Raw genomic sequence first — 13,967 nt, 5'->3', positions numbered from 1 at the left:
TGGTCATTGACTGCGGGAGCAGGCCGCAATGGCCTGGCAGAGTCGACGTCACTGCTCGGGCCAGTTCGAGCCGCAACAGCATATCGACAGGGCAGCGCACAGCCAGTCAGTAACGTGTTAGCCTGCTGCCTATAGACAATACAGTCAGTTACAGCGATAACCGGCAGCGGCTGATCGCGAGATGTTTGGCGTGCCAATACAGGGGGACTATTGCTGACTGGGTAGTTTGGCGAATAGCTGTGAACTGCACTATTCGCCTAATGATCTCACCAACGATGATATTGCCTCGCCAGCGACGATATTGTCGTCAAAGCGGGTATTGCACCGCCAACAGTGACACCGGGCAGTTACGGACAGGCGCGTGGTTGACGCATTCCCATACCGTGACCAGGCATCTTGCGCTGGTGATGCATACCGCTATGATGAGCGAAGGTAGGCACACCCGCTTTGGTTAACTGAATATCCAGCGCAACTCGTTGCTGATACAACTCGTTACGCAGTGCGCTGATCTCTTTGCTCACCGCGAGTAATTTTTGCTCGTTAAATGGTTTGTAGGTCAGAACTGCCTTGTACTCATATTTTTTCGACAGCAACTGCTGACGGATATCGGCGCTTTTCTGGTGAAAGGTCTCAAAAGCCTGCTTACTGGCGGCTCGTTGCTCTGGTGTCAGAGAGGAGATCACAGCCATAGGTTGCTGGTGTCCGGTCTGCCCCATACGATGACCGCGCTCTGTACTGCCGATCTCCCAATGATGTGTGCGCGGCATCGGCTGTATTTCTACCACATTCGGGGTTGCCGTTTGGCCTTGCACGAGCACGGTTTCAGCGATAGCACCGTTACTTAGACCTGCCAGCATTGCGGCAGAGATGAGAGCGATGAGCGAGGTTTTTTTCAGGTTCATGATAGTGTTCCTTCTGGTTATGATTAACAGGTAAAATTGGCTTCCAGTTGAATAAAGCAATTCATGTGCCAACTTTTATTTTCCTGCTAATTTTGTGGTGAGAGTGCGCCATGCTTGGTGTGATAAAATGGCATTGAACAACTTTTTTTCATAAAAATAAGCGAGTTATATTTTTTTTCATCGCGCAATCAAAAAATCAGGGCTAACGTAACGGCGGTAGTGTGCTGCGGGACAACGGCGCTAAGCTGGGTTGTTTTTACCCGCCAGAGCTATGGCGTGAGTAATAATTACTCATCCGTGGTTGCCAGCGCAACAAAAGCGTGGCAACCAAGCCATGAAACGTTGAGTCAGGCGCAGCAGTCGTTATCTGCGGTCAAGCCGACGAACATGCTCATATGCCCGCAATCAAGGCCATCAGCACGGGCTGTTTTATGTCTATCACTGCATTCGAAAACACGCCACACTTCATGTGGCTACTTTGCAGACTGAACAATGCCATTAGGGTACAACTCGGCTGTTTTAAAACCACCATAAAGTTGCCAAGTGATCACCTGTTGCGGGTCATCAATAATAATATCGCGCAACACGTTCGGGGGTGTTTGGTTGTCAAACTCACGTAAGCCAGTCCAAGCATAAAAATAGAACATGTAATCTTTGCTACCAGCATCTTCAGTGAAATTGACATCCAATCGATCTTGTGGAAGGCACAGCCCCATAGTCAGCAGGGTATTGCCGGTTTGGGGCAGCCGGTATGTTTCCCCCATTGCTGCAGAAAGGCAATTATCTTTAGTGATAATCCCGTCACTGCTCCAGACCTGCTGCACGGTCATATCGCTGGCATCAACTTTGTATTCTAGGATCCTGCTGATAAAGTCACGTACCGGTTTGCGTTCACGTCCATCAAAAGGGCGGGTACCCGAGTTACCATTTACCCACATGAGCAGAGTGCCCTGTTCAGTCACCCGAGGATTGTGCATCGCGTATGGCCATGTTACCTCTCCTTTGGCTTTAAGTAGCAAGTGACGCATACTTTCTGGAACACCGATGGGATCGGTGAGCACCCAACGTATTTTTCCTGTAGAACGATCAATATTCACAACCGCATTAAGATTGCGGAATGAGGCGACTACACTATTGGTTTTTTCATCAAAAGAGAGACTGTTGCCGTGTGACCAGTCGACATAATCGGGGAAATCACGATAACTCCAGTAGGGGCTGAAGCTATCGTGACCGATGAAAAAAGGATCCAGATTTTCAAAACTATTCCATTGCCAGACAATACGACCATCAGGAGCAAATTCGACAATAACATCACCCATGACCATTTTATCGGCACGTGGTGCATTGGGATCTGTTTCACTGCTGTAGTAGTTTGCAATCAGCTTGGGATAAGCACTCATTACCAGAATATTACCATTCGGTAACAGCGTCGGTTGATGATGAAGTGTTACCGTATCGACAGCAATAGAGCCTACCGGTGCGGGGGATTTGGCGCGAGCAGGATACCGGATAGCGTGCCACTGGTTTATCACATTGCCCAACATGTCAATTTCTACAATACGCGCATCTGTCGTGGTATAGACAATATTGCCATTGGGTCGTTGCGTTATACCGGCTATACGGACATGGGTAGTGTAGGACCAGACAACATCTCCTTCATTATCAAAAGCCAGTAACATCCCGAAGCCTCGATTGAACTTCCATTGCGTTGCAGAAAGCCCGTTATCGCGCAAGGGGATCTCACGTCGGGCAGAAACAATGGTAAAGCCAGGTTCGAGTTTATCTGATTGATTTATTTCTATCCTCAAAGGGGGATAATTGCGAATATCATGTGGTAATACCGGTACGGTGTATTGTAATGGCTCGGCAACCTCGAGTTTGCCTGTTGCATCGAGAACAGTGACTTTTAGGGTATAAGTCTCACCCTGGCGAAGACCAAGTATTGGCAGGCCTCGTGCGGGATCATGATTATTATCGAATATCAATTTCGAATGCTGCTGAGATCCTTGTGAAAGAATATCGATAGTCGTTTCAACGTCTGTATCAGTAACAAACTTTACCAATGCTACCAATGGAGCAGCCGGATTGGGATTTTGTACCACCTGGGGTGGTTGAATAAAAATGGTTGCTCTGGTTTGTTGTGGGTAAATTAATATCAGTAACAAAACCAGCACTGCAAAGCGGAATGACTGTAGCAAGCTCGGTAGTAACTTCATGTTAATAAACCTATTTGCATGTATAGTGATGCTGTGCTTTTAGTATTTACTTCCATACAATAAGCGGTGAATATGCTCTTTGTGATGAAAACATGATTTCATATAACATTTAATAATAACAATCTCGTTTGTCGTAACAATAAACGCGCATATAGTATGCCAAACAACAGTTTCATTTATCAATTGTCTGGTGGAAAATGCGTACTATAAGCAAATGGCTCGTGGTTTTTTTAACGGCAGCACAAGGGTGTCTGCCAGCACAACTGCAAGCAAAGTCCCTGGCAACGCGTCTGCTGGAGGAGAATCGGCAATCACTTCAGCCAGAGATCATTCAGGTGGGTAATAACGTATATACCGCCAAAGGATATGATGTCGCTAATATTTCGATGATTGTTGGCGATGACGGCATCATCATTATCGATAGTGGTCGTGATGTGGCTCGTGTCAGCGAGGTTATAACACAATTTCGGCATATTACTCATAAGCCGGTAAAAGCGATCATCCTGACACACAGTCACGGAGACCACACAGGGGGCGTGGCACTGTTTCAGCAGCAGGGAGAAAATCCTGTCGTGTGGGTTCATGAACAGTTTAATGCAGAAGCCCGGCGTTTTTCTGCGTTAAAAGAAATTTACCGTCTACGGGGCGCACGACAGGGTGGTTTTTTACTACCGCCAGAAAAACGCATATCAAATGGCATAGCACCAGCATTTTCTCCTCAAGCAGGAGGCGGATTTAACCCTAAACAGTGGATTGCCCCCTCTTACAACAAGCTGACACACCCACGGCATATTTTGCAGATCGCAGGGATTACTTTGGAGTTGATTAAAGCCCCCGGAGAAACGGAAGATCAACTTGCAGTGTGGCTTCCTCAGCAGCGGATCCTATTTTCCGGTGACAATTTCTATCGTTCTTTTCCCAATTTATATGCAATTCGAGGTGCAGGTTATCGCGATATTGCCGTTTGGGCACAAACGTTAGAAATGCTGGCGGCATTACAACCGCAATACCTGATACCTGGGCACACACGGCCAGTATTCGGCACTGAGAACGCTGTCAACGCGCTACGAACGTATGCAGAAGCGATTACTTTTGTGTTGGAAAAGTCATTGGAAGGTATAAACAAGGGGATGACGCCTGATCAACTGGTTGCGTATGTGGTTTTACCGGAAGATTTAGCCAACTCAGAGTATTTGCAACAGTATTACGGCAGTGTCGCTTGGTCAGTACGCGCTGTATTTGATGCCTACATGGGGTGGTTTGATGGTAATCCGATCAATCTGGTGCCACTAGTGCCACAGGAAGAAGCGGCACGTATGGCAGAATTAGCGGGGGGAGAAAAGGCACTACAGGTGAAGGCCGAACAGGCGTTAGCTAAAAATGATACGCGTTGGGCTGCCAAGCTCGCGCATTACTTGTTGGTGTTAGATCCAGCCAACAGCGAGGCAATGCGACTACAGGCCACCGCACTTGAGCAGTTGGCTGAGCAGATGGTCACCACAACCGGGCGTAATTATTTATATACAGTTGCTCAGGAACTAAATCAGCGAGCGGATAAAAATTAAACCGGTTGTTGGTATGGTGCAGTGGTCAAGAAAAACCGCACACAGATTGACGTTTTTCAGCCACAACAAGGGGCGATCCTGCACTAAAACTGCCTGGTCGAATGTGATTGTAATGTCGAATGTGATTGTCATAATCCAGTCAATGCCTGCGGATATCCGTTTTCGCCTCGGGTATCCGTTCAGTCGTTAAGTGACGAAACCGCCGTTCCGTCGGCAAATTACCCCAACAATTGCCTCAATGACGCAGGCTCTAGCTGATCTGATAACCCCCTAATCTTTGCCAAACGCCAGACACCGTATATTGGCAACCCGGATCGGAATAAAACATCACACCCAACCGGTGACTTGATTGTTGTTGCTCAGCCATATCGAGTGCCCGAAAGACAAATGTCGTCTCTGCCCGGTCTGATCTCAGCGACCACAGCAAGCTAAATCCAGCACCCAGCCCAAATACAGTGATAGTGTGGCGAATGCACATTGCAATTATTTTTCTGCTAGGCTGTGTGCCGTCACTGTCTTGGTAAAATTTAGCGATGTTTAGCCGACAAAGGTGGGTTGAATTTGGCTGATTATCATCATCTCTGATGAGGCTGGAACGCTTATTGCTGTCCTGCTGCCGCCTGAGCGCCATCGCATTCACAGGGGTTGCCCCGGTCTTGAGCACAGACCTAGAATGGGCGCGACCTTTTGGGTGCTTTGCAGCGTGGCTAGCTAGCGAGATGTTCCTGAACGCTACGGCAACTGGAAAACGATTGACAACCGTTTTAGTCGTTGGTCAAAACCTGAGATCATAAACATGATTTTCAATAAATTACTCCATATTATGGCTGAGAGCGAACGGATTGATTCAGGCGATCATGCAGCTTAGTTGCCAGAGGAGCAGCACGGTGGTTAAAGAAAAGTCACGATTATTGAACTGGTTGCCGATCTGGATTGTCGCCATCTCAATGCTGATGCTGTTTGTCATTATGGGCACACTGGCATTTAACGATCTACAGCGAGGACAGCAGATCGAGATACAAACACTGCGTGAAAAGAGCGCGGTATTAATCCGCTCTTTTGAATCCGGCACGCGCACTGGCATGGGGATGCGCTGGCAACAGGAGCAGCGCCAACGCCTACTGGAGGAGATGGCGAACCAGCCGAGTGTGTTATATATCGCCATTACCGACCGTTATGGCACCATCATGGCGCACAGTGATCGTAGTCGTGTCGGCCAGCCATTCTACTCACCAGAACAGATACGCGCACTCCGGGTGAGTGACGAAGAGCAGTGGCAGATGACCTACTTTATTGACCAACAACAAAATAAGCAGCAGGCATTTGAAGTCTATCGTTTTTTCAAACCATTGAAGCGTCAGGCAAATTACAGTGAGCATCGTACCAATCATCATCGTCCACCTGCATTGGCGGCAGATGAACCGCCCACAATCATCTTTGTCGGCTTCGACACCCTGGCGCTGGATGCGGCACAAGCGAAAGATCTACGCAACAGCGCGATCCTATTCTCAACCCTGCTACTACTGGCGCTTGCCAGCCTATTGGCGCTGTTCTGGGCGCAACGCTATCAACGCTCCAACCGGCAGTTGGCCGATTCAAAAACCGTTGCCAGTGAAATCATCCGCAACTTACCGATTGGCTTGATCACCACCAACGAACAGCAGAACATCACCGTCGTAAACCCAGCAGCGGAAGCGATGCTCGGCTGCGATGCACAGGCGTGGATCGGCCAGAAAAGCGATCAACTCCTTCCACCAAGCTGGAACGATAAAACCACCCGCGATCAAGCGGTGATTGAACAAGAGACCGAGTATCCACTTGCTAATGGCGAACGGCTGCCATTAAGCGTCAGTATCGCCAACATTGTGAACCATCAGGGCTACTTATTGGGTAACTTGTTTATTTTTCGCGACATGCGCGAAGTGCGCCAGTTACAGGCAGACATTCGCCGCAAAGAAAAACTGGCCGCAATTGGCGATCTGGCTGCTGGCGTCGCGCACGAGATCCGCAACCCGCTCTCTTCAATCAAAGGCTTTGCCAAATATTTTGCTGATCGCGCTGCGCAAGGCAGCGAAGAGCACGAACTGGCACAAGTGATGGCAAAAGAAGTTGATCGCCTGAACCGGGTAGTCAGTGAACTGTTATCGGTAGTGCGCCCGCCCGAATTACGGCTACAACTGACCGACATCAACCCACTGATTGAACATTCACTCTACCTGATCCAGCAAGATGCAGCACAACAGCAGATCAGTCTACGTTACCAGCGAAATCCGCAGTTACCGATGGTAGAGATCGACCCGGATCACCTCACCCAGGCATTATTAAACCTCTACCTGAACGCGCTTCAGGCGATTGGTCGTCACGGCTGGTTAGCGGTGAACTGCGCCGTATTAGCGGGGGATAAATTACAGATTGTGGTGCACGACTCGGCTGGCAGCATTAACGCCGACGATCTGAATAAAATTTTTAACCCCTACTTCACCACCAAAGCGAATGGCACCGGATTGGGATTAGTGATCGTGCAGAAAGTGATCGAAGAGCATCAAGGTCACATCGTGGTCAGCAGCTCAGCACAGGCTGGCACACGTTTTGAGATGACGCTACCCCTGCAACAGAAAAAAGCCAAAGGAGACTGAACATGACACGATCCAATCCACAGATCCTGGTGGTTGAAGACGATAGCAGCCACGGCAAAGTGTTGCAGATGCTACTGGCTGGCTGGGGCTATCAGGTCAGTATGGCAGACAACGGCATCGCTGCGATCGAACAGGTAAAAAGCCAACCGTTTGATCTGATCCTCTCGGACGTGCGCATGGCAGAAATGAGCGGTATTGAAGCGTTAAAAGCGATTAAAGCCTACAACCCAGCGATACCGATCCTGATCATGACGGGTTACTCCACCGTCGAATCTGCGGTAGCAGCGATCAAGGCAGGGGCTTACGACTACCTGACCAAACCACTCGATTTTGACATGCTACAACTGACATTAGAACGCGCGCTAGAACACACCGCGCTGAAAGTAGAGAACCACCACCTGAAACAGCGGTTACAGTTTGACGAACAGAACATGATTGGCCGCAGTGCGCCGATGCGCCAACTGATGGAGATGATCGCCATGATCGCCCCCTCAGAAGCGACGGTATTGATCAGTGGTGAGTCGGGTACTGGCAAAGAGCTGATCGCCAACGTAGTTCATGCCAACAGCCTGCGCAAAGATCGCCCATTAGTGACGGTAAATTGCGCCGCATTAAGTGAAACACTGTTGGAATCGGAGTTGTTTGGTCATGAAAAAGGGGCATTCACAGGGGCTGACAAACGGCGTGAAGGACGCTTTATGGCAGCAGATGGCGGCACACTGTTTCTGGACGAGATTGGTGAAATCTCGCCATTAATGCAGGTAAAACTGCTACGAGCGATCCAACAGCGTGAGATCCAGCGGGTAGGCAGCAACCAGACACTCGCGGTTGATGTACGCCTGATTGCCGCCACCAACCGCGATCTACTGGCCGAAGTCGAAGCGGGGCGCTTCCGGCAAGATCTCTATTACCGCCTGAATGTGGTCACTGTAGAAAGCCCGCCGCTAAGGGCGCGACGTGAAGACATCCCACTGCTTGCCAACCACTTCCTGGAAAAGTTTGCTGCCCGTAACCGCAAACTGGTCAAAGGATTTACCCCACAAGCGATGGATTTACTGCTCAAATACAGTTGGCCGGGCAATGTGCGCGAACTGGAAAACAGCGTAGAGCGCGGAGTGATCTTACTGAGCGGTGAATTCATCAGTGAAAAAGAGTTACCACTGAGCATCAGCCAACACAGTGAAGCCGCACGCTTCAATCGCCGTGAACAGCAGATCCAACCGCTGGAACAGGTAGAAAAACAGGCCATTCTGGCGGCACTGGAGAAGACTGCGGGCAATAAAAGCGAAGCAGCAAAGCAGTTGGGCATCACGCGCAAAACATTATTGGCCAAGTTACAGCGCTAATCTGCGCTAGAAGTTGTGTTTTGGCTAAAAACCGACACGGCGTCTTGATGCAGCAGGCACAGAACGGCATAGCGGAAGTACGCAAACAGTCACTTCGGCGATGACTCAGGGCAAACGCATCACTGTTTTTTGTACCGAACAACGGTAAACGCGCCATTCAAACCACGGCACCCACACGCTCACTGAGCCACTCGACAGCAACCTAGGGCAAAAAACACCTGCGTGTGGCGAGTGAAACCCGCGCTGGCTGGAAAAAAACAGTCCGCGCAGTTAATGCTGGTCAATCAACAAGTATTCATATGTCTGCCCTGGGCGATAATGCCACTATGCTGGCAAATTAAAACAATAATAAATATCGAAAATTAAATTAAAAATAGAATAAAAAACTATTTATTAAAAATAATCCAGTTTTTATCTTGTTGTGAGATGGCATTATATAGTGATATGGCTCACATTTTATCCTTAAGCTCAGTCCGCTTCAGACACTGTGCTGTAATAAAACCAGTTGTTTTTCAATGAAAACTTTTTTTACGCTACATCGCGCCGTATGACTTGCCATTTGACCTAGTTATTCTTTCTCGCTAAGTTGGAACGCCACTGAAATTTTCCGAGTGGGAAAAGCACCCGCCGTCACAACACAGTTGATAATAACCTATTAAAACAGATGATGAATTAACAGTCTGTCGGTTGTGGGAGGGAGAAGCATCGGGGGCGAAACGACACAGCGACAGCACTGATGTCACGGCAAGTGATTAAGTGGTAATCGTGCTGTCAGTCTCTGCTTAGGCGCCTTGGTTACCGCCGTAACAGTCACATAGAACCCAGGGAGGTTCATTGGTTATGTTGTACGATAAATCCCAACAGAGGGACAACTGTGGCTTCGGCCTGATTGCCCATATCGAAGGTGAACCTAGCCACAAAGTAGTGAGAACCGCGATCCACGCGTTAGCGAGAATGCAGCACCGGGGGGCGATCCTATCGGACGGTAAAACCGGCGATGGTTGCGGCCTGCTGCTACAAAAACCAGATCGTTTCTTCCGCATGGTAGCGATGGAGCAGGGCTGGCGGTTAGCGAAAAACTATGCGGTCGGAATGCTGTTCCTGAGCCAGGATCACCAACAGGCAGCAATTAGCCGACGCATCATTGAAGAAGAGCTACAGAACGAAACCTTGTCGATTGTCGGCTGGCGTGAAGTGCCAACCAACCCGGAAGTGTTGGGAGACATTGCACGCTCTTCACTACCGCGCATCGAACAGCTTTTTGTTAATGCGCCAGCCGGTTGGCGAGCGCGCGACATGGAACGCCGCCTGTTTGTGGCGCGCCGCCGTATTGAAAAGCGCATTCAGGATGAAGACTTTTATGTTTGCAGTTTCTCCAACCTGGTCACCATCTACAAAGGTCTCTGTATGCCAGCGGATCTGCCTCGTTTTTATCTCGACTTGGCCGATTTGCGTTTGGAGAGCGCCATCTGTCTGTTTCACCAACGTTTCTCGACTAACACCGTACCGCGTTGGCCGCTGGCACAACCGTTCCGTTATCTGGCCCACAATGGTGAAATCAACACCATCACCGGTAACCGCCAGTGGGCACGTGCCCGTGCTTATAAATTCAAGACACCGCTGATCCCTGATCTGCAAACCGCTGCCCCCTTTGTTAACGAAACCGGTTCAGACTCCAGCTCGCTCGATAACATGCTGGAACTGTTTCTAAGTGGCGGCATGGATCTGATCCGCGCGATGCGTTTACTGGTGCCGCCAGCGTGGCAAAACAACCCAGATATGGATGCCGACTTACGCGCTTTCTTTGACTTCAACTCAATGCACATGGAGCCGTGGGACGGCCCAGCGGGGATCGTGATGTCGGATGGCCGTTACGCTGCCTGCAATCTTGACCGTAACGGCTTGCGTCCAGCGCGTTATGTGATCACCAAAGACAAATTGATCACCTGCGCCTCTGAAGTTGGCATTTGGGACTACCAGCCAGATGAAGTGCTAGAAAAAGGGCGAGTGGGACCGGGCGAATTGATGGTGATCGACACCCGGCGCGGCAAAATTCTCCACTCGGCAGAGACCGACAACGATCTAAAAAGCCGCCACCCCTACCGTGAATGGATGGAAAAAAACGTCAAACGTCTGATCCCGTTTGAGCAGTTACCGGATGAGCAGGCAGGTGGCCGCGAACTGGATGACGCCACACTGGCAAGCTACCAAAAACAGTTTGGTTACAGCAACGAAGAGCTAGACCAAGTGATCCGGGTTCTGGGGGAAATGGGTCAGGAAGCGACCGGCTCAATGGGTGATGACACCCCGATGGCGGTACTCTCGATGCGGCCACGTCTGATTTACGACTACTTCCGCCAGCAGTTTGCCCAAGTCACCAACCCACCGATTGATCCACTGCGTGAAGCGCATGTCATGTCACTGGCGACCAGCATAGGCCGTGAAATGAACGTCTTCTGCGAAGCAGAAGGGCAGGCGCATCGAGTCAGCTTTAAATCACCGGTACTGCTTTACTCAGACTTCAAACAGCTCACTTCATTGGCAGGCGAACACTACCGTGCCGAATGGCTCGACCTCAGCTTCGATGCCAGCGAGCAAAATCTGGAACAGACCCTGCGAGCCTTGTGCGATCAAGCTGAGCAGAAAGTGCGTGATGGCGCGGTGTTGTTAGTGTTATCCGACCGAGCGATCAGCCCACAGCGGTTACCGGTACCCGCAGTGATGGCGGTAGGAGCGATCCAGAGTCGGCTGGTGGATAAAAGCTTGCGCTGCGATGCCAACATCATCGTTGAAACCGCCAGCGCGCGTGATCCGCACCATTTTGCCGTGCTGCTCGGTTTTGGTGCGACCGCCATTTACCCCTACCTGGCATATGAGAGCCTGGCAAAACTGGTAGCAAGCCAAGCGATCAACAAAACCTATCGGGATGTGCTGCTGAACTACCGCAACGGCATCAATAAAGGGTTGTACAAAATCATGTCCAAAATGGGCATCTCAACCATCGCCTCCTACCGCTGCTCAAAACTGTTTGAAGCGGTTGGCCTGGGGCGCGAACTGTCAGCGCTCTGCTTTCAGGGGGTAGTCAGCCGGATTGGGGGGGCCAGCTTTAGCGACTTCCAGCAGGATCTGCAAAATCTGGCACAGCGCGCCTGGTCACGCCGCCTGCCACTTGAGCAGGGCGGGTTACTGAAATATGTACACGACAGCGAATATCACGCCTACAACCCCGATGTGGTACAGGCGTTACAACACGCGGTACACAGCGGCGACTATCAGCACTACCAGCGTTACGCCGAGCTGGTCAACCAGCGCCCGGCAGCAACCTTGCGTGATCTGTTGGCGATTAATGCCAGCACACCGATCCCACTGGATCAAGTGGAACCAGCGAGCGCGCTGTTCAAACGCTTTGACAGCGCGGCGATGTCGATCGGCGCGTTAAGCCCAGAAGCACACGAATCGTTGGCGATTGCCATGAACACCCTGGGAGGCTGTTCCAACTCTGGTGAAGGGGGGGAAGATCCCGCCCGCTACGGCACCAATAAAGTATCGCGTATCAAACAGGTTGCATCAGGCCGTTTTGGTGTCACCCCGGGTTATCTGGTCAACGCGGATGTGATCCAAATAAAAGTCGCACAAGGCGCTAAACCGGGAGAGGGTGGGCAACTGCCAGGTGATAAAGTCACCCCTTATATTGCTCGGCTGCGTTACTCGGTACCGGGCGTGACACTGATTTCACCGCCGCCGCACCATGATATCTACTCAATCGAGGATTTAGCGCAACTGATTTTTGACCTGAAGCAGGTCAATCCACGGGCACTGATCTCAGTGAAACTGGTTTCTGAACCGGGTGTTGGCACCATTGCCACCGGTGTGGCCAAAGCCTACGCCGACATGATCACCATTGCAGGCTACGACGGCGGAACCGGCGCTAGCCCACTCTCATCGGTCAAATATGCCGGTTGTCCGTGGGAACTGGGGTTGGCTGAAACCCAGCAAGCACTGGTAGCGAATGGGCTGCGTCATAAAGTCCGGCTACAGGTGGATGGCGGGCTAAAAACTGGACTCGATATTGTCAAAGCAGCGATCCTCGGAGCTGAAAGCTTCGGCTTCGGCACCGGCCCAATGGTGGCACTGGGCTGCAAATATCTGCGGATCTGCCACTTGAACAACTGCGCAACCGGCGTAGCGACCCAGGATGAAAAATTGCGGCGTGATCACTATCGTGGTCTGCCTGAGCGCGTAATGAACTACTTCCAGTTTATCGCTCGTGAAACACGGGAACTGATGGCACAGCTTGGGGTAAAAAATCTGGTTGATTTAATTGGCCGCACTGATCTGCTCGTCGCGCTTGATGGCAACTCAGCGAAGCAGCGACAGCTTGATCTGGAACCGTTACTGGCCACCGCAACACCGCACCCAGGTAAAGCGCTCTACTGCACAGAAAGCAGCAACCCGCCGTTTGACCATGGGCAACTGAACCGAACGCTGTTGGCACAGGCGGAACCCTACCTGGCGAGCAAACAGAGTAAAACCTTCTATTTCGATATCCGTAACACTGACCGTTCTGTGGGAGCCAGCCTCTCTGGTGCAATCGCCAGCCAGCACGGTGAGCAAGGCATGGCGGCTGATCCGATCAAAGTGCATTTTTCAGGTACAGCCGGGCAGAGTTTTGGCGTATGGAACGCCGGTGGGGTCGAACTGAACTTAACCGGCGATGCCAACGACTATGTCGGCAAAGGGATGGCTGGCGGCTTGATCGTGGTGCGTCCGCCAGTCGGCTCTGCTTTCCGCAGTTTTGAAGCCAGCATTATTGGCAACACCTGCCTGTATGGCGCGACTGGCGGCAAACTGTTTGCCGCTGGCCGTGCCGGTGAACGTTTTGCGGTGCGCAATTCTGGGGCGATTAGCGTAGTGGAAGGGATCGGCGACAACGGCTGTGAATACATGACCGGCGGTATTGTCTGCGTACTGGGTAAAACCGGCATCAACTTTGGTGCCGGAATGACCGGTGGCTTTGCTTACGTACTGGATGAAGATGGCGAGTTCCGTAAACGGGTTAATCCTGAACTGGTTGAAGTGCTTGCACTTGACCAACTGCCGATCCATCAAGAGCACCTGCGTGGTTTGATCACTGAACATGTGCAGTCAACCGGCTCGGCACGTGCAGAGGAGATGTTGGCAACGTGGCCACAATGGTCGGCGAAATTTGTGCTGGTGAAGCCAAAGTCGAGTGATGTTAAAGCGTTGTTGGGGCACCGCAGCCGCAGTGCCGCCGAACTACGGGTTCAGGCGCAGTAAGGGG

General features: G+C 50.9%; 6 protein-coding genes. 4 read left to right on the top strand and 2 right to left on the bottom strand.

The window, feature by feature from the left end:
• Nucleotides 1-347: 347 nt before the first annotated feature.
• Entirely contained in the window at nt 348-902 is a 555-nt protein-coding gene (locus EOJ37_RS09300) for a periplasmic heavy metal sensor (RefSeq protein WP_127959647.1), read from the bottom strand.
• A 473-nt stretch (nt 903-1,375) separates the two neighbouring features.
• The gene (locus EOJ37_RS09295; RefSeq protein WP_127959646.1) at nt 1,376-3,118 is read right to left on the bottom strand and encodes an aryl-sulfate sulfotransferase; all 1,743 of its coding nucleotides are present in this window, start codon (nt 3,116-3,118) and stop codon (nt 1,376-1,378) included.
• Nucleotides 3,119-3,339: 221 nt separating this feature from the next.
• Here EOJ37_RS09295 and EOJ37_RS09290 point away from each other — a divergent pair, with 221 nt between their 5' ends.
• The 4 genes from EOJ37_RS09290 to gltB all read left to right on the top strand — a co-directional run bounded on the left by EOJ37_RS09290 (nt 3,340) and on the right by gltB (nt 13,963).
• Complete coding sequence (locus EOJ37_RS09290; protein ID WP_162473680.1) at nt 3,340-4,683, top strand: alkyl/aryl-sulfatase; 1,344 nt, start codon at nt 3,340-3,342, stop codon at nt 4,681-4,683.
• A 947-nt stretch (nt 4,684-5,630) separates the two neighbouring features.
• Complete coding sequence (locus tag EOJ37_RS09280; RefSeq protein ID WP_127959666.1) at nt 5,631-7,319, top strand: ATP-binding protein; 1,689 nt, start codon at nt 5,631-5,633, stop codon at nt 7,317-7,319.
• A gap of 2 nt (nt 7,320-7,321) precedes the next feature.
• Complete coding sequence (locus EOJ37_RS09275) at nt 7,322-8,665, top strand: sigma 54-interacting transcriptional regulator (protein ID WP_127959644.1); 1,344 nt, start codon at nt 7,322-7,324, stop codon at nt 8,663-8,665.
• 840 nt (nt 8,666-9,505) lie between these two features.
• On the top strand, nt 9,506-13,963 hold the full coding sequence (gene gltB / locus EOJ37_RS09270; protein WP_127959643.1) for a glutamate synthase large subunit: 4,458 nt from the start codon (nt 9,506-9,508) through the stop codon (nt 13,961-13,963).
• The last annotated feature ends 4 nt before the right edge of the window (nt 13,964-13,967 follow it).

The organism is Serratia microhaemolytica, from assembly GCF_004011885.1.
Classification (GTDB): domain Bacteria; phylum Pseudomonadota; class Gammaproteobacteria; order Enterobacterales; family Enterobacteriaceae; genus Serratia_G; species Serratia_G microhaemolytica.
The sequence above is the reverse complement of the archived record's forward strand: the minus strand, read 5'-3'. Positions and strand labels throughout refer to the sequence as shown.